The 16,515-nt window shown below is 74.2% G+C and carries 10 protein-coding genes, 2 pseudogenes and 1 riboswitch; of the genes and pseudogenes, 1 reads left to right on the top strand and 11 read right to left on the bottom strand.

Annotated elements, in window-relative coordinates; all coding sequences use genetic code 11:
- Nucleotides 1–15: 15 nt before the first annotated feature.
- From eno to QQY24_RS18750, 9 genes and pseudogenes are all read right to left on the bottom strand, one after another.
- Nucleotides 16–1,296: a phosphopyruvate hydratase gene (gene eno / locus QQY24_RS18790; RefSeq protein ID WP_301973848.1), complete on the bottom strand. Its 1,281-nt coding sequence runs from the start codon at nt 1,294–1,296 to the stop codon at nt 16–18.
- Between the two features lie 365 nt (nt 1,297–1,661).
- Nucleotides 1,662–2,408 (bottom strand): transglycosylase family protein, encoded by a 747-nt coding sequence (locus QQY24_RS18785; protein ID WP_301973847.1) that lies wholly within the window; start codon nt 2,406–2,408, stop codon nt 1,662–1,664.
- A gap of 4 nt (nt 2,409–2,412) precedes the next feature.
- A riboswitch (cyclic di-AMP (ydaO/yuaA leader) is annotated at nt 2,413–2,580 on the bottom strand.
- 182 nt (nt 2,581–2,762) lie between these two features.
- Nucleotides 2,763–3,842, bottom strand: a complete 1,080-nt coding sequence (locus tag QQY24_RS18780) for a transglycosylase family protein (protein WP_301973846.1) — start codon at nt 3,840–3,842, stop codon at nt 2,763–2,765.
- A 247-nt stretch (nt 3,843–4,089) separates the two neighbouring features.
- Nucleotides 4,090–5,370: a cytochrome P450 gene (locus QQY24_RS18775; RefSeq protein WP_301973845.1), complete on the bottom strand. Its 1,281-nt coding sequence runs from the start codon at nt 5,368–5,370 to the stop codon at nt 4,090–4,092.
- 204 nt (nt 5,371–5,574) lie between these two features.
- Nucleotides 5,575–6,588 carry a nucleoside triphosphate pyrophosphohydrolase gene (locus tag QQY24_RS18770; protein ID WP_301973844.1) on the bottom strand — a complete coding sequence of 338 codons (1,014 nt, stop codon included), beginning with the start codon at nt 6,586–6,588 and terminating at the stop codon, nt 5,575–5,577.
- A 121-nt stretch (nt 6,589–6,709) separates the two neighbouring features.
- Complete coding sequence (locus QQY24_RS18765; protein ID WP_301973843.1) at nt 6,710–7,357, bottom strand: SurA N-terminal domain-containing protein; 648 nt, start codon at nt 7,355–7,357, stop codon at nt 6,710–6,712.
- 337 nt (nt 7,358–7,694) lie between these two features.
- Entirely contained in the window at nt 7,695–9,188 is a 1,494-nt protein-coding gene (locus QQY24_RS18760; RefSeq protein WP_301976285.1) for a serine/threonine-protein kinase, read from the bottom strand.
- A gap of 38 nt (nt 9,189–9,226) precedes the next feature.
- Nucleotides 9,227–9,904 carry a hypothetical protein gene (locus QQY24_RS18755; RefSeq protein ID WP_301973842.1) on the bottom strand — a complete coding sequence of 226 codons (678 nt, stop codon included), beginning with the start codon at nt 9,902–9,904 and terminating at the stop codon, nt 9,227–9,229.
- A 149-nt stretch (nt 9,905–10,053) separates the two neighbouring features.
- A pseudogene (locus tag QQY24_RS18750) lies at nt 10,054–11,211 on the bottom strand (N-6 DNA methylase); the annotation flags it as partial.
- On the opposite strand from QQY24_RS18750, the pseudogene QQY24_RS18745 reads away from it, so the two are divergent.
- Nucleotides 11,211–11,570 (top strand): annotated as a pseudogene (locus tag QQY24_RS18745) (hypothetical protein); the annotation flags it as partial. The pseudogenes QQY24_RS18750 and QQY24_RS18745 sit on opposite strands and share 1 nt — an antisense overlap.
- Nucleotides 11,571–11,626: 56 nt before the next feature.
- Here the strand turns inward: QQY24_RS18745 and QQY24_RS18740 are convergent.
- Both QQY24_RS18740 and mfd read right to left on the bottom strand, forming a co-directional pair.
- On the bottom strand, nt 11,627–12,343 hold the full coding sequence (locus QQY24_RS18740; RefSeq protein WP_301976284.1) for an HNH endonuclease family protein: 717 nt from the start codon (nt 12,341–12,343) through the stop codon (nt 11,627–11,629).
- A 368-nt stretch (nt 12,344–12,711) separates the two neighbouring features.
- The gene (gene mfd, locus QQY24_RS18735) at nt 12,712–16,245 is read right to left on the bottom strand and encodes a transcription-repair coupling factor (RefSeq protein WP_301973841.1); all 3,534 of its coding nucleotides are present in this window, start codon (nt 16,243–16,245) and stop codon (nt 12,712–12,714) included.
- Nucleotides 16,246–16,515 lie beyond the last annotated feature (270 nt).

Raw genomic sequence — 16,515 nt, 5'->3', positions numbered from 1 at the left:
GCTCCCGGGTCGGGATCAGCCCTTGAAGCGCGGGAAGGCGCTGCGGCCGGCGTACACCGCCGCGTCGTCGAGGATCTCCTCGATGCGCAGCAGCTGGTTGTACTTGGCGACGCGCTCGGAGCGGGCCGGGGCGCCGGTCTTGATCTGGCCGCAGTTGGTGGCGACGGCCAGGTCGGCGATGGTGACGTCCTCGGTCTCGCCGGAGCGGTGGGACATCATGCACTTGTAGCCGCTGCGCTGGGCCAGCTCCACGGCGTCCAGGGTCTCGGTCAGCGAGCCGATCTGGTTGACCTTGACCAGCAGGGCGTTGGCGGCGCCCTCCTCGATGCCCTTGGCGAGGCGCTCGGGGTTGGTGACGAACAGGTCGTCGCCGACCAGCTGGACCTTGTCGCCGAGCCTGGCGGTGATGGTCTTCCAGCCGTCCCAGTCGTCCTCGAACAGCGGGTCCTCGATGGAGACCAGCGGGTACGCCTCGACCAGCTCGGCGTAGTACTCGGTCATCTCCTCGGCGGTGCGGTTCCTGCCCTCGAAGACGTAGGAGCCGTCCTTGTAGAACTCGGACGCGGCGACGTCCAGGGCGAGCGCGATCTGCTCGCCGGGGGTGTAGCCGGCCTCCTTGACGGCCTCGAGGATGAGGTCGAGGGCCTCGCGGTTGGAGCCGAGGTTGGGGGCGAAGCCGCCCTCGTCGCCGAGGCCGGTGGACAGGCCCTTGCTCTTCAGCACCTTCTTGAGGGTGTGGTAGACCTCGGCGCCCCAGCGCAGGGCCTCGGAGAAGGACTCCGCGCCGATCGGGGCGATCATGAACTCCTGGATGTCCACGTTGGAGTCGGCGTGCGAGCCGCCGTTCAGGATGTTCATCATCGGCACCGGCAGCAGGTGCGCGTTCGGGCCGCCCAGGTAGCGGAACAGCGGCAGGTCGCTGGCCTCGGAGGCGGCGTGGGCGACGGCGAGGGAGACGCCCAGGATCGCGTTGGCGCCGAGGGAGCCCTTGTTGTCGGTGGCGTCCAGGTCGAACATGGCCTGGTCGATCAGGCGCTGCTCGGTGGCGTCGTAGCCGACCAGCTCGGGGCCGATCTGCTCGATGACGGCCAGGACGGCCTTCTCGACGCCCTTGCCCTGGTAGCGGTTGGAGTCACCGTCGCGGAGCTCGATGGCCTCGAAGGCACCGGTGGAGGCGCCGGAGGGGACGGCGGCACGACCCGTGCTGCCGTCGTCGAGGCCGACCTCGACCTCGACCGTGGGGTTGCCTCGGGAGTCCAGGATTTCCCGGGCTACGACGACGTCGATGGACGGCACGAGCATCTCCTTCGTGGATGTGACGCTGGTTGTGCGGGGCTGGTGTGCCTTGCGACTAGAGCCTAACCGTCCCGGGGGCGTCGGCCGGCGACCGACCGTCCCGTGGACATGCCGACGGTACCTTTTGTTTTGGCCCGAAACAAAGGGGTGCCCGGAAGGACCGGAGAAGTCGGGACGGGCCGGAGGCGGGGAAGGGGGAGCCCGGGGCGGGCGCGGCGCGCGGGGGGCGGGCGGAAAAAGCCCCGCCCCGGCGCGTCCGGGAAGGACGCGCCGGGGCGGGAGGCCGGCGGGGCGGGGCCCTCACGAGGGGTTCGGCGTGCGGACCCGTGCCGCGGGGGCGGTGAGGCCGCCGTGGGCGCCGGATGTCACTTCAGGTGCAGCTGCTGGCCCGGGTAGATGAGGTTGGCGTCCTCGACGATGCCCTTGTTCAGCTCGAACAGCTTCTTCCAGCCGCCCGCGACGCCGCGCTTCTGGGCGATGGTGCTGAGGGTGTCGCCCGCGACGACCTTGTACTCGCCGTCGCCCTTCTTGACCTTCTCGCCGGTCGGGGTGGTGACGGTCCTGCTCGCGGCCGGACGCTCCGCGGAGCGGGAGGCGGCCTGCTGGTCGCCGGAGCGGGCGGCGGTGCTGCCACCGCTGTTCGACGTGGAGCCGCCCGAGGTGCCCGCCGAGCTGCCGGAGGTGCCCGCCGAGCTGCCGGTCGGGGCGGAGTTGCCGGTCGGGGCGGAACCGCCGTAGGCGGCGCCGGACAGGCCCGTGCCGCAGACCGGCCAGGCACCCTTGCCCTGCGCGGCGAGGACCTTCTCGGCGACGGCGATCTGCTGCGCCTTGGAGGCCCTGTCGGCGGTGGCGGCGTACTGCGTGCCGCCGTAGGCGGCCCAGGTGGAGGCGGAGAACTGCAGGCCGCCGTAGTAGCCGTTGCCGGTGTTGATGGACCAGTTGCCGCCGGACTCGCACCGGGCGACCGTGTCCCACTCGGAGGCGGTGGCGGCGGAGGCGTTGCCGGCCGCCATCAGCGGGGCGGCGACGGCGGCGCCGGTGACACCGGCGAGCGCGACGGCGCGGACGGCCTTGGACGGACGGCGGTGCTTGCCCTTGCCGGAAAACAGCATGGATGGATCCCCTCACCGACGCCTGCGAGGTGAGCTGTCGGGTTCGGGCCGGTTGAGTTGCCCGGCCACCCTCCTGCGGGAGGGTGGCTTTACCCCTAGCCGGGTCCGGCCGAACTGCCGGTCCTGGCGCTTACCTTGGGTCCCCCGCTCCTGCCTGCGGCGCATGACGCGACGACTGTTCCCGGGCGACCGCTGGCAGGATTCGGCGTTGCGGTCGCCGGGGCCCGTGGTGACGAGCGATCACGACCGTAGACACGGGACCGGCGAAATTTCAAAGACGATCAGGGCTTCTGAGACTCATCCCACACTTTCGCCAAAACGGACATGGGTCGCGAAACGGGACGTCAACTCCCGCTACTTTCCGCCTGTTTCCGCCCTTACTTCCAGGGTCTGACCGGCGGAGATGTGGTTCGGGTCGGCGCCGACGGCCTTCTCGTTCGCGGCGTAGAGCGCGTGCCATCCGCCGTCGAGGCCGAGGGAGTCGGCGATGGAGGCGAGGGTGTCACCCCGCCGGACCGTGTAGGTGTCCGCACCCCGGGAGGCGTGACGGCCGGAGGGCGCGGCACTTTGACCGTTTGTCACTTTTTCGTCCGCACTGCCGCCGCGGTGGCGTCCGCCATTGTCGAGGGAGCCGGTGTCGAGGGAGCCGGTGTCGACCAGGCTCCAGGAACCGCCGCTCTGCCAGGAATCGTCCGGATCGCCGGTCGCGGAGCCGGTGGTGGTGGGGCCACCGCTCCCCCCGCCCTCCGGTCCGGCGGATGCGGACGTGTCCGACTTGGCGGCATCGCCGGCCCCGTCCGCTTTGCCTGCCTTGCCGGTCTCGTGGCCGTCCGTCCCCGAACGCGAACCCGGGGCCGGGGCCGGGGTGTCGGCCGCGCCCGAGGAGGGGCCGGAGCCGGCCGAGGGCGTCGCGTCCGGTGGGCCGGACGGGTCCGATCCGCCGGCGGGGCCCGGGGAGTCGGTGGGCCCGGCGGAGTCGCCGGACCCGGGCGCGTCGTCCGTGCCCGGGTCCGCCGCGCCGGAGCCGTCGACGCCGGTGTCGACGTCCACGGAGCCCGAGTCGGAGGTCAGCCCGGAGAGCAGGGCGCAGGTCGCCCAGGGCGTGGTGCCCCGGTCGGCCAGGATCTTCTCGGCGACGGCGATCTGCTGCGAGCGGCTGGCCTGGTCGGCGCTGGAGGCGTACCGGGTGCCGCCGTGGGCCTCCCAGTCCTCCTGGGAGATCTGCAGGCCGCCGTAGTAGCCGTTGCCCGTGTCGGCGCTCCAGGAGCCGCCGCTTTCGCACTCGGCGACCTTGTCCCACGTGGTGCCGTCGGCCGCGCTGGCGCTCGCGGCGCCGAGGAGCGGGATGGCGATGGCCGAGCCGGTCACTCCGGCCGCGACGAGGAGGGCCGGAGCCTGGCGGGGGCGACGGTGACGGCCGTTCCCGGAGAGCATGCGGAAGCCTTTCGTGCGACAGCGGGGTCCGCGCGGCGGATGGGGCTCGGCGCCGCGCTGAGGGGTGAACGTATCGGCAGGCGATCACTTGTCACAAGTTCATGCCGCACAGATCACATGAAGATCACGAAGTTGAATACCTGTCACCTTCGCGCGGGGGACGTGAGGTTCGGGTCTGCCGTGCAGGTGGGGGACGGTGCGTTCACGGGTCGGGCGGGCTCGGTGGCGGTGGGCTCAGGCGGTGGGCTCAGGTGCTCGGCGTGAACTCCACGGGGAGTGTGCGCAGGCCGCGCATGATGAGTCCGCCGCGCCAGCGCAGTTCGGCCGGGTCCGCCGCGAGCCGCAGGTCGGGCAGGCGGGTCAGGAGGGTGGCGAGCGCGGTCTGGCCCTCCAGCCGGGCGAGCGGGGCGCCGAGGCAGTAGTGGATGCCGTGGCCGTAGCCGAGGTGCTGGTTGTCGCGCCGGGCGAGGTCCAGCACGTCCGGGTCCGCGAACCGCTCCGGGTCCCGGTCGGCGGCGGCGAGGACGACGAGCACCGGGTCCCCGGCGGCGATGTCCTGTCCGCCGAGGGTGAGCGGCCGGGTGGCGAACCGCCAGGTGGCCAGCTCCACCGGGCCGTCGTAGCGGAGCAGTTCCTCCACGCCGGTCTCCAGCAGGTCCCGGTCGCCCGCGGCCAGGGACCGCTGCAGCCGGTGGCGCTGCCCGGGGTGGGTGAGCAGGGCGTAGGTGCCGTTGCCGATGAGGTTGACGGTGGTCTCGAAACCGGCGAAGAGGAGGATGAAGGCCATGGCGGCGGCCTCGTTCTCGGTGAGGTGCTCGCCGTGGTCGGAGGCGCGGATGAGGCCGGAGATCAGGTCCTCGCCCGGGGTGGGCTCGGCGGGCAGCGCCGCCCGCTTGCGGTGGATGAGGTCGGCGAGGTAGCCCCGCATCCTCTTGACCGACCGCGCGACCCCGCCGCGCGGTCCTCCCCCGTGCCGGATCATCATGCCCGCCCAGTCCCGGAAGTCGTCCTGGTCCTCGCGCGGGACGCCGAGCAGGTCGCAGACGGCGTGGATGGGGAGCGGGAAGGCGAACTCGTGGATGAGGTCGGCGGAGCCGGTCCGCGCGAACCGGTCGATGAGCAGATCGGTCAGCTCCTGCACGCGGGGCGCGAACTCGGCGACCCGGCGGGGCGTGAACGCCTTGCTCACCAGCCGGCGCAGGCGGGTGTGGTCCGGCGGGTCGATGTTCAGCAGGTGCGTCATCAGCTCGGCCTTGCGCTCGCCGGGGATGCCGGTCCTGCCCCTGGCGTGCGCGGGCTCGTCGTGGTGCGCGGGGTCCTTGCTCAGCCGCTGGTCGGCGAGGGCCTGCCGGGCGTCGCCGTACCGGGTGACCAGCCATGCCTCGACCCCGCTGGGCAGCCGCGTCCGGTGCACCGGGGCGTGCTCCCTCAGCCAGGCGTAGGCGGGGTAGGGGTTGGCGGCGAACTCCCAGGTGAACAGGGCGGGGGCGGAGTCGTCGGCCGTCGGGGGGTGGGGCTGGTCGGTCACCCCCCGACGGTATCGGGCCCGCCGCGGCGCGCCTCACGGGGACCGGGGCCGGCGGACACCGCGCTCCGGCGCTCCGGGGCGTCCCGCACCGTGGCTGTGCGGGACGCCCCGCGTTCCGTTGCGGTCCGCCGCGCCCTTCGAGGAGTCGGCCGGCTCCGTGTCGCGGTGCCGCTCCCGCCGCTCCGCCGCGGTGCCCCTCCTTAACTACTGCGCGGCCGCCGTGCCGTCCTTTCCTTCCGCCTCCACCGCCCGTATCGCGTCCCGGTAGACCCGGGCCGCCGCCCGCAGGGCCGCCTCCGGGTCCACACCCTCCGCCTCGGCCCGCGCCGCCAGGGCCAGCAGTTCGTAGCCGATGCCCTCGCCCCGCGGGAGCGGGACGTCCAGGCCGGCCGTGCGGGCGCGGAAGGCGAGCTTGGCGGTGAGGGCGAGTCCGGGCTGGCCGAGGGGGACGCCTTCGGTGACCGAGCCGCGCCGCTTCTCCTCGGCCTTGGTCCGCAGCCAGTGCTCCTTGACGTCCTCCGGCGTCTCGGCCCTCTCGTCGCCGAAGACGTGCGGGTGGCGGTGGACCAGCTTGGCGACGATGCCGCCGGCCACGTCGTCGACGGAGAACGGCGCCTCAGGGTCCTCCTCGGCGATGCGGGAGTGGAAGACGACCTGGAGCAGGACGTCGCCCAGCTCCTCCCGCAGTTCGTCGCGGTCGCCGGCCTCGATCGCCTCGACGAGTTCGTACGCCTCCTCGATGCCGTACTTCGCCAGTCCCCGGTGGGTCTGCCGGGATGACCAGGGGCACTCGGCACGGATGCGGTCCATGACCTGGACCAGGTCCAGGAGGCGGGCGCCGGGCAGGTCGTAGGAGGCCGGCAGCAGTTCCAGATCCGGCATCCGCACGCGGCCGGAGCCGGCCAGGCGGGCCAGGCCGTCGGTGAGGGCGGGCTCGCCCTCACCCGTGGCCACGACCACCACCGTGCGCCCGCCCGCGCAGGCGTCGACCAGCTCCCGCGCGGTGGGCGACGCCTCGCGGACGGCGGCCCCGGCCTCCCGCAGATACGGCAGCTGCGGATGCGCGCCGTCCGCGCACAGCACGGCGTCGGCCGCGCGCAGCGCCTGCCAGGCGGGCCAGGACAGCAGGCCGGGTGCGACGCGGTGGCTGGTGGTGAGCAGGACGATGCGGCCGGGACCGGCCTCGGGGACGGCGGCTTCGGGGCTGGTTGCGTTCACCGTCCGAACGTAACCCACGGCGCGGACGGACGGGATCGGTTGTCCACAGGGGCGGGGATGCCGTATGACCGTATGACCGGCACCGTGCCAGCCTGCCCCCGCCCTGCCCGCGGCCCGTCCGCTACGCCGGCTGCTGCGCTCCCGTCGCCGTGACCTCCCGCACCCACGGTGTCTTCGCGTCCACGCGGCTGCTCTTCTGCACGTCCCAGGAGCCGTAGCGCGGGTTCAGGTCGACGTGGAGTTCGCCGGAGGCCTTGGACAGGGCCTTCCAGAACGCGGGCTGGGTGGTGTCGGTGCCGAGCTTCGTGGCGAGCTTCTGCGCCTCCAGCTGGAGGCGCAGGTTGTCCTCCAGGCGCCCGGGTGCGATGCCGTACTTCTGCAGCCAGGCCGTCTCCAGCCCCTTGGCGCCGCCGGCCTGCTGCTCCAGACCGGTGCGCATCTGCTGGACCTCCTTGCGGGTGACCGTGACGCCCTCGTCGCGCGCGGCGCGGTGCAGCACCCGGTCCAGGACCATGTTGTGCAGGGTGTCGCGGGTCAGGCTGCCGGTGGAGGCGAGGACCTGCTGGTACTGGGTGTCGTCGGCCACCGCGGCCCGCTGCGCCCGGCGCACCTCGTTCACCCGGTTCTCCAGCTCGGAGACCGTAATCCGCTGGCCGCCGACGACGGCCGCGGCGCCGGGGTGCGCGTCGTTCCCGCAGGCGGTGAGGAGGGGGGCCGCTGCGGCGATCGCGGCGGTGAGGACGAACGCGGTGCTACGGCGGCGGTGCAAGGGGACCTCCTGAGGAGATTGTGCGGCGGTGCACAAAGTCTTGCGATGATCGATGGTAGGCAGCGGCCCGGCTCTGGCCAACCCATTCGACCAACGATTCAGCACGACTTCGGGCACCGCCGCGTCACCCCGGCGACGACGGCCGCGCCGGCCACCGCCCACGTGACGTGCCCGCGCTTCCCGGACCACCGGTGTCCGGCCGTGGACCCCGCCCCTGGTCCGTCCTGCCCGGCGGAACGAGGCGCAACGTGTCCGGCGTGTGTCCGCCGCCGGGGAACTCCGGCCGCCAGGGCCACGGGAACGGCCCGGTGAACGCCAAGGACCCGGCGCCACGGCCCTAGCCGCGCACCTGCCCCAGCCAGTGCAGGGTGCGGCGGACCTCCTCGGCCAGCGGGTGGCCGGGGCCGTGCAGGCGCTCGACGTCCATCACCAGGCGCGCGAGCGTGTCGTGCGCGGCCGGCCGGTCACCGAGGGCGAGCAGCAGGTGGCCGATGCGGCGGCGCACGTCGTGGGCGAGCTGCGGGTCACCGGAGACGTACTGGTTCTCGTAGTACGGCAGCAGCGCCCGGTACTCGGCGAGCGCCGCCGCCGGTTCGCCGAGCTGCTCCAGGCACTGGGCGGCCTCGTAGCGGTGGCGCAGGGACTGCGGGTCGGCCTGGCCGGCCTCGGCGGCGCGCTCGTCGGCGAGGCGGCGCAGTTCGGGCAGTGCGCGCCGGTACTGGCCGTCGTCCAGGAGGGTCGCCGCGTACTGCTTGCGCAGGGTGCGCACGACCGGGGAGTGCTCGCCGTGCCGGTCGGCCGCGACCGGCAGGATCGCGCCGAGGATGTCCACGGCCTGGGTGATCCGGCCCTCCCCGAGCAGCCGCTTGACCTCGTCCACGGCCGCGGCGACGTCGGGCTTGCCGGCCCCGGGCGGCACCGGCGCGACCGGGGCGGGCTGCGGCGCGGGGGTCCGGGCGCGGTCCGGCCAGGGGGCGTGCGGGCGCAGGAAGGGGCGCGTGGGGTCCAGGGGGGCACCCGTGGGCATGCCGCGCGCGGGCAGCAGCAGCGCCAGGTGCTCGTACACCTCCTGCGCGGAGGCCGGACGGTGCTGCGGGTCCTTGGCGAGCAGGCGCAGCACCAGCCCTTCGAGGGCCTCGGGCACCTCGGGGCGGACGCGGCGCACGGGCAGCGGCGGTTCGTACAGGTGCCGGTGCAGCACGCCGAGCGCCGTGGAACCGGCGAACGGCACGTCACCGCTGAGCAGTTCGTGCAGCAGGACACCGAGCGCGTACAGGTCGGTGTACGGGCCGACGGCGCCGCCCATCGCCTGCTCGGGCGCCATGTAGGCGGGCGAGCCGATGGGGGATCCGGTGTGGGTGAGCCGGGTGGTGTCGGAGTCCATCACGGAGGCCACGCCCAGGTCGAGGACGGTGAGGGTGCCGTCCTGCTTCACCATGACGTTGCGCGGCTTGAGGTCGCGGTGGACGATCGGCACGGCGTGCACGGCGCTCAGCACGGCGCACAGTTGAGCGGCGACCGCGACCGCCCACTGCCACGGGTACGGGTCGTGCTCGGCGAGGTGGTCGGAGAGGTCGGCGCCGTCGACGTACTGCATGACGAGGAACAGCTCCTCGCCCTCGCTGCCCGCGTCGTGCACCGTGACCAGGCCGGGGTGGTCGACCTGGGCGGTCACCCGGCACTCGCGCACGAAGCGGCGGCGCAGTTCGTCCGCCTCCTGCCCGGCCACCTTGTCCGGGCGCAGCAGCTTCACCGCCACCCGCCGGTCGAGCCGCTGGTCGTACGCCGTCCAGACCTGGCCCATGCCGCCCTGGCCGATGAGCGTGGACAGCTCGTAACGGGCGGCGACGACACGTCCCGTCGCCACGCTCACCTTCCGCCCTCGTGACCGGCGTCCCGCCTGCCGTCGTGCTGCCCGTCCCGGTGGCCCTCGTGCTTGCGCAGGTAGTCGCTCAGCTCGTCCAGTTCGGCCCGCACCTGGTCGATGCGGGCGGGCGCGGGACGCTGCGGCGGGGCGGTCAGCGGCGGCCGGGGGACGGGGGTGTGCGCCATCGGGGGCCGGGCGTGCGGGGGCGGGGTGTGCGGGGCCGGGGGCACGGGGACGGCCGGGCCCGTGTGCGCGCTCCGTACGGCCGGTGCGGCGAACGCGGCCGCGTGGCCCGGGTAGCCGTACGCCGCCGGTCCGGGTGCCGCGTGGGCCCGCTGCCGCTGCCCGAAGTGGCGGACGTCCACCACCAGGTAGTACACGCCCGCCGCCACCAGGGTGCCGAGCAGCAGGAACAGGCCCAGGTAGCCACCGGGGGTGTGGATCTCCTCACCGGATTCGCTGCCCAGCAGCACGATGCTGAGGACGTCGGCCGCCAGCACCGCCACGAACAGGCCCCAGTCCAGCGACCTGCGCGTGACGACGGCCAGCCGCAGCAGCATCACCCAGGTCAGGAAGCCGATGCTGCAGACCCCGACCGCCACAAACAGCACGCGCAGGAAGACCAGCACCGCGGTGTGCGGCGGCTGCTTCACCGGCGGTGCGTAGCCGTGGCCTCGCATGGTTGCTCCTGATGCCTGGAATGGGCGTGCGTGTCCGCCCGGCGTGCTCCCGGTCGGGCGGCACCGCCCGCACGGTGGTCGCATCGAGCATATGGCCCGGCGCGGACAACCGGTTCGGGTTGTACCGAACCGTTGTCCGGGCCCCCGGGTCAACCGGGCGCGACGGTGCCCTCCGTGAGTCCGTCGTACATCCCGCGCACGAGCTGCTCCCCGAGCCGGCCCGCGTGGCGCAGCGCCCGCTCGAACTCGTCCAGGGCGCGGAAGCGCGCGCCGTAGCGCCGCTGGTCGGCCAGCGGCAGGCGGGGCAGCTGGAGGCGGCGCACGTCCAGGCGGGTGGCGGTGGAGGCGTAGCTGCTGGCCTGCCGGTGGTTGGCGGTGCCGCGCAGGAAGCCGGCGAGGAACCACGGGTCGAGCGCCGCGGGGTCCGGGCGCAGCAGCACGAGGTTGCGCCCCAGCGCGGCGCCCGCCGTCGCGTCGTCGACCACGCGCGCCGTGGAGCCGCCACCGAGCACCGGCACGACCACGTCGCCCGGCACCGTCAGCACGGCCTCCTCGTCGCCCTCGGGCAGCGTCCCGGACGGCGCCGTCCCGGCCAGGACGTCGTGGTCGGTGAGCAGGGGCACGCGCGCGCGGCCGCCGTTCCCGCCGGTGCGCAGCACCAGGGCTCCGCCGCGCGCGAGTTCGCCGACGGTGGTGAGCGGCCAGCGGGCGGGCTGCGCCGGGCCGGCGGGGGGCGGGGTGAGGTCGGCGGCCAGGCGCAGCGTCGCGCCGAGGCGCTCGCGCACCGCCGCGAGCGCCTCGGCGCCGCCGGCGGCCGGGGGCGGCAGGTGGCGGGCGGGCGCCAGGTCCACGTCGTCGTCCAGCAGGTCGATGACCGGCACGGAACGGGCCAGCCCCGGACGCTCCGCCAGCCGGCCGGCGCGGGCGAAGGCGTGCCAGGCGTCGAGGACGGCGTCCCGCACCGACCGCCAGTCCGGACCGCCGCGCGCCTCCCCGGCGAACCGCCCGGTGTCGGCGAGCAGCACCTCGGGCGCCGCGGGCGTCCGGTCCGGGCGCCGCAGCACCCACAGGTGCAGCGGGATGTTGTGCGGCGCCGCCGCCCCGACCGGCAGGGCGACCACGGCCCTGAGCGCGCCCCGGCGCAGCAGGTCGGCGCGGATCCGGCGCCCGGAACGGCGGGAGGCGGCGGCCGGCGGCATCAGCAGGACGGCGGTGCCGCCGGCCGCGAGCCGGGCCAGCGCGTGCTGCACCCACGCCAGCTCGGACTCGGTGCGCGCCGGGGAGCCGTACTCCCAGCGCGGGTCGTGTGGCGATGCTGGCCGGGAAGTGGGCCAAGATGGCGGTGAAGGGCCAGGACGCCAAGGACATCGCGGGCTTCTGCGACCTGGACTCGGTGCTGGCCGGCGCGGACGACGTCAGCTCGGACGCCACCCGCGGCGGGACCACCACCCTCGACGGCACCCCGGCGATCGTGCTGCACGAGAAGGACGGCAAGGACCGCTACACGCTGTACGTGGCGACCGTGGGCAAGCCGTACCTGCTGCGGGTGGACAGCGCGTCCGGCGCCGAGGAGCCGGTGCACCTGGCCTTCGGCGACTACCAGAAGCCGGTGCCCGCGAAGGCGCCCGCCGGAAGGGTGATCGACCTGGACGCGCTCGGCGGCTGAGACGGGGTGCGGGGCGGCTCACCGCCCCGCCGGGGGCCACCGGCCCCGTGCCGGGCTCACCGGGCGTGGAAGCGTTCCGGGGCCTCGGTCGGGTTGCCGCCCGAGGGCAGCTTCTGGTGCGGGCAGGTGGCGAGGACCTTCCGCATGGCGGCCTTCTCCGCCGAGGTGACCCACAGGCCGTACTTCTTCTTCACCGCCACCTGGGCGGCCACGTAGGGACAGCGGTAGGCCCTGTTGGGCGGGAGCCAGGTGGCCGTGTCGCCGTCCCCCTTGCCGCGGTTGGTGCTCGCGTCGACCGCCAGCAGGTTGAGGGGGTCGTTGGCGAGGGCTATGCGCTTGCCGGCGTCCCAGTACTTGGCGCCCTTCTGCCAGGCGTCCGAGAGGGCGACGACGTGGTCGATGTCGACCTGGCTGCGACCGCGCCGGTAGGTGACGTCCTTGCCGGAGTAGGGGTCCGGGTCCAGCACCCCGTAGGAGACCTTGCAGGTGCCGCCGGTGAACCGCACCTCCTTCAGGTCGCGTTTGAGGATGTCGTCGCGGGTGTCGCAGGAGTTGGTGTCGGTGTCGGCCCACGCGGTGCCGAACCGCTCCCGGGAGTAGCCGGTCTTCGGGGCACGCCCCTTGACGGTCAGCGAGCCGGCCGCGGTCAGCGCCGGCCCCCCGCCGCCGGTCTCCCCGGATTCCGGGGCACCCGGGGCCTGCCCCGCCCTGCAGCCGGCCAGGGCGACCGTCATGACGGCCACCGCGGCCACCGCTCCGCCCCTCGGACGCATCACGTGCCCTCCCCTTGCTCGACCTCGTCCGACCCGGCGTGCGACGGATCGGTCCCGCCCCCACGGCAACGGCCGCGCCAGCGGGCCGGACGCGGCCCGAGGGGATGGGCCGGAGCGTCCGGAGGGCGGCTCGAAGCACCGTTGCCGGGCCCCTCTTCACCCCTGTGCCCCGGTACTCGCGGCTGACACCGGCACCGGGGCCGTGCGAGGGCGCCGCGGCGGCGGGCACGGGGGCGCCGCGGTCGCGGGCGCGGGGGCGCCGCGGTCGCGGGCGCGGGGGCGCCGCGGTCGCGGGCGCGGGGGCGCCGCGGTGCGGCCACCGCCCCGGCGCGCGCCGCGCTCCCCACGCGCGACGCGCTCCCCCGTGCCTACGACCCCAGGACCGAGGCCAGGAACTCGCCCACCCAGCCCAGCAGTTCGCGGCCGACGAGCGGCTTGCCGCCCGCCTTCGCCGTCTTCGGGCGCGGGACCAGCAACTGGTGCGCGGACGGCTTGACGACCGTGCCCGGGTACAGCCGCTTGACCCGCAGCTCCTGCGACTCGCGCAGTTCCACGGGGGCGAAGCGGATGTTGGTGCCCTGCAGGACGACCTCGCCGACGCCGCACGCGCGCGCGAGCATGCGCAGGCCGGCCACCAGGAGCAGGTTCTCGACCGGCTCGGGCAGCTTGCCGTAGCGGTCGGCGAGTTCCTCGCGGACGGCCTTGACGTCCTCCTCGGAGTTGGCGGAGGCGATGGCCCGGTAGGCCTGCAGGCGCAGCCGCTCGCCGGGCGCGTAGTCGTGCGGGACGTGCGCGTCGACGGGCAGCTCGATCTTGACCTCGAGCGGCTGCTCCTCCTCGACCTCGCCGGTCTCCAGCTGGCGCCGGTAGTCGGCGACGGCCTCGCCGACCATGCGGACGTACAGGTCGAACCCGACGCCCGCGATGTGGCCGGACTGTTCGCCGCCGAGGAGGTTGCCGGCGCCGCGGATCTCCAGGTCCTTCATGGCGACGTACATGCCGGCGCCCATCTCGGTGTGCTGGGCGATGGTGGCGAGGCGCTCGTGGGCCGTCTCGGTCAGCGGCTTCTCCGGCGGGTACAGGAAGTACGCGTACCCGCGCTCGCGACCCCGGCCGACGCGTCCGCGCAGCTGGTGCAGCTGGGACAGGCCGAAGGTGTCGCCGCGCTCCACGATCAGGGTGTTGGCGTTGGAGATGTCGATGCCGGACTCGACGATGGTCGTGGAGACCAGCACGTCGAACTTCTTCTCCCAGAAGTCGACCACGACCTGCTCCAGCGCCGCCTCCGACATCTGGCCGTGGGCGGTGGCGATGCGGGCCTCCGGGACGATGTCCCGCAGCCGGGCCGCCGCGCGGTCGATGGACTCGACCCGGTTGTGGATGTAGAAGACCTGGCCCTCGCGCAGCAGTTCGCGGCGGATGGCGGCGCCGATCTGCCGTTCCTCGTAGGGGCCGACGAAGGTGAGCACCGGGTGCCGTTCCTCCGGCGGGGTGGTGATGGTCGACATCTCGCGGATGCCGGTGACCGCCATCTCCAGGGTCCTGGGGATCGGGGTGGCGGACATGGTCAGCACGTCCACGTTGGCGCGCAGCTTCTTCAGCTGCTCCTTGTGCTCGACGCCGAAGCGCTGCTCCTCGTCCACGACGACCAGGCCCAGGTCCTTGAACCTGGTCTCGGAGGAGAACAGGCGGTGGGTGCCGATGACGACGTCCACCGAGCCGTCCCTGAGGCCCTCCAGGACGGCCCTGGCCTCGGTGTCGGTCTGGAAGCGGGACAGCGCCCGCACGTTGACCGGGAACTGGGCGTACCGCTCGGAGAAGGTGCCGAAGTGCTGCTGCACCAGCAGCGTCGTGGGCACCAGGACGGCGACCTGCTTGCCGTCCTGCACGGCCTTGAAGGCGGCCCGCACCGCGATCTCGGTCTTGCCGTAGCCGACGTCGCCGCAGACCAGGCGGTCCATGGGGACGGACTTCTCCATGTCCTCCTTGACCTCGGCGATGGTGGTGAGCTGGTCGGGGGTCTCCGCGTACGGGAAGGCGTCCTCCAGTTCGCGCTGCCAGGGCGTGTCGGTGCCGAAGGCGTGGCCGGGCGCGGCCATGCGCGCGCTGTAGAGCTTGATGAGGTCGGCGGCGATCTCCTTGACCGCCTTCTTCGCGCGGGCCTTGGTCTTCGTCCAGTCGGCGCCGCCGAGCCGGTGCAGGGTGGGCGCCTCGCCGCCGACGTACTTGGTGATCTGCTCCAGCTGGTCGGTGGGGATGTAGAGGCGGTCACCGGGCTGGCCGCGCTTGGCGGGGGCGTACTCCACGACCAGGTACTCGCGCGTGGCGCCCTGCACGGTGCGCTGCACCATCTCGATGTAGCGGCCGACGCCGTGCTGCTCGTGGACGATGTGGTCGCCCGGTTCCAGGGTGAGCGGGTCGATGGTCTTGCGGCGGCGGGCGGGCATCCGGGTGCCGTCGCGGCCGGCCGTCTTCTGGCCGGTCAGGTCGGTCTCGGTGAGGACGGCCAGCTTCAGGCCGGGATCCACGAAGCCGTGGTCGACGCAGCCGCACGCCACGTGCACCACCGACGGGGACAGCGCGCCGAGGTCGACGTCCAGGCGGGCCGCGATGCCCTCGCCGCCGAGCACCTCCACCGTGCGGGCGGCCGGACCGTGGCCCTCGGTGACGAACACGGTGCGCCAGCCGTCGGCGAGCCAGCCCTTGGTGTCGGCGAGCGCCTTGGCGGTGTCGCCGCGGTAGGTGTCGGGGGCGTGCATGCCGAGTTTGAGGGTGTCGGCGTCCGGCTCCTCGTCGGCGGCGAAGGGCGAGACGGACCACCACATCATCTCCAGCTCGCGCGCGCGGTCCCGCACGTCGGCGATGGACCACAGGGAGGCCGCGCCGACGTCGATGGGGGCCTCGCCGCCGCCCGCGGTGGCCGCCCAGGAGGCCTGCAGGAACTCCTGCGAGGTCGCCACCAGGTCGGCGGCACGGGTGCGGACCCGCTCGGGGTCGCAGACCACGGCCATGGAGCCCTTGGGCAGCACGTCGAGCAGCAGCTCCATGTCGTCCACCAGGACCGGTGCCAGGGACTCCATGCCCTCCACCGCGATGCCCTCGGCGATCCTGCCGAGCAGTTCGCCCAGCTCGGGGTGGCGTTCGGCGAGGGCGCGCGCGCGGGCGCGGACGTCCTCGGTCAGCAGCAGTTCGCGGCAGGGCGGGGCCCACAGGCCGTGCTCGGCGACCTCGAGGGAGCGCTGGTCGGCCACCTTGAAGTAACGGATCTCCTCGACGTCGTCGCCCCAGAACTCGACGCGCAGGGGGTGTTCCTCGGTGGGCGGGAACACGTCCAGGATGCCGCCGCGCACGGCGAACTCGCCGCGCTTCTCGACCAGCTCCACGCGCGCGTAGGCGGCGGCCGCGAGGGCCTGCACGACGGCGTTCAGGTCGGCCGTCCGACCCGTCCTCAGGGAGACCGGCTCCAGGTCACCGAGGCCCTTGACCTGCGGCTGGAGCACGGAGCGCACGGGTGCGACGATCACCGAGACCGGGCCGGTGCCGGGGTCGTCCGGGTCGGGGTGGGCGAGACGGCGCAGCACGGCGAGGCGGCGGCCGACGGTGTCGCTGCGCGGGCTGAGCCGCTCGTGCGGCAGCGTCTCCCAGGAGGGGTACTCCACGACGCCGTCGGGGGGCAGCAGCGAGCGCAGGGCGCCGGCCAGGTCCTCGGCCTCGCGGCCCGTCGCCGTGACCGCGAGCACCGGGCGGCCGGCCTCGCGGGCCAGGGCGGCGACCGCGAGGGGGCGGGCCGCCGGGGGGCCGACGAGGTCGACGTGCATGCGGTTGCCGTCCGCGGCCGCGCTGATCGCTTCGGCCAGGGCGGGGTCCTTGACGACGGCGTCGAGCAGACCGTGCAGGCTCATGTGGGCATCCGTCCGGGGGTCCGGGGGTGGGCAACGCGAAGGGCCCGGCGCGGGGGCGGCCGGGGGATCTCCAGCCTACGACGCTGCGCCCGGCGGTGCGGGGCCTGTGGATGACGCGCGCCCGGCCGGGCTCCGGTGCCGGTGGGGCGCGGGTGCGGGTGCGGGCCGTCCGGGGGCTCCGTCCCCCGGACGGCCGTTCGCCCCTGCGCGCCTCCGGAGCCGCCGACCGATGGGACGGCGTGGGAAGACGCGCGGGACCCCGGTACCGGG

It is taken from the genome of Streptomyces sp. TG1A-8 (assembly GCF_030499535.1).
In the GTDB taxonomy this organism is placed as follows: domain Bacteria; phylum Actinomycetota; class Actinomycetes; order Streptomycetales; family Streptomycetaceae; genus Streptomyces.
Note: the sequence above shows the minus strand (reverse complement) of the source record. Positions and strands in the feature narration are given on the sequence as shown.

Bases quoted from the DNA above. Each gene is read 5' to 3' on its own strand.
- QQY24_RS18780 (WP_301973846.1), bottom strand. From the start codon at position 3,842: ATGCTCTCCGGGAACGGCCGTCACCGTCGCCCCCGCCAGGCTCCGGCC.
- QQY24_RS18755 (WP_301973842.1), bottom strand. From the start codon at position 9,904: ATGCGAGGCCACGGCTACGCACCGCCGGTGAAGCAGCCGCCGCACACC.
- mfd (WP_301973841.1), bottom strand. From the start codon at position 16,245: ATGAGCCTGCACGGTCTGCTCGACGCCGTCGTCAAGGACCCCGCCCTG.
- QQY24_RS18785 (WP_301973847.1), bottom strand. From the start codon at position 2,408: ATGCTGTTTTCCGGCAAGGGCAAGCACCGCCGTCCGTCCAAGGCCGTC.
- QQY24_RS18740 (WP_301976284.1), bottom strand. From the start codon at position 12,343: ATGCGTCCGAGGGGCGGAGCGGTGGCCGCGGTGGCCGTCATGACGGTC.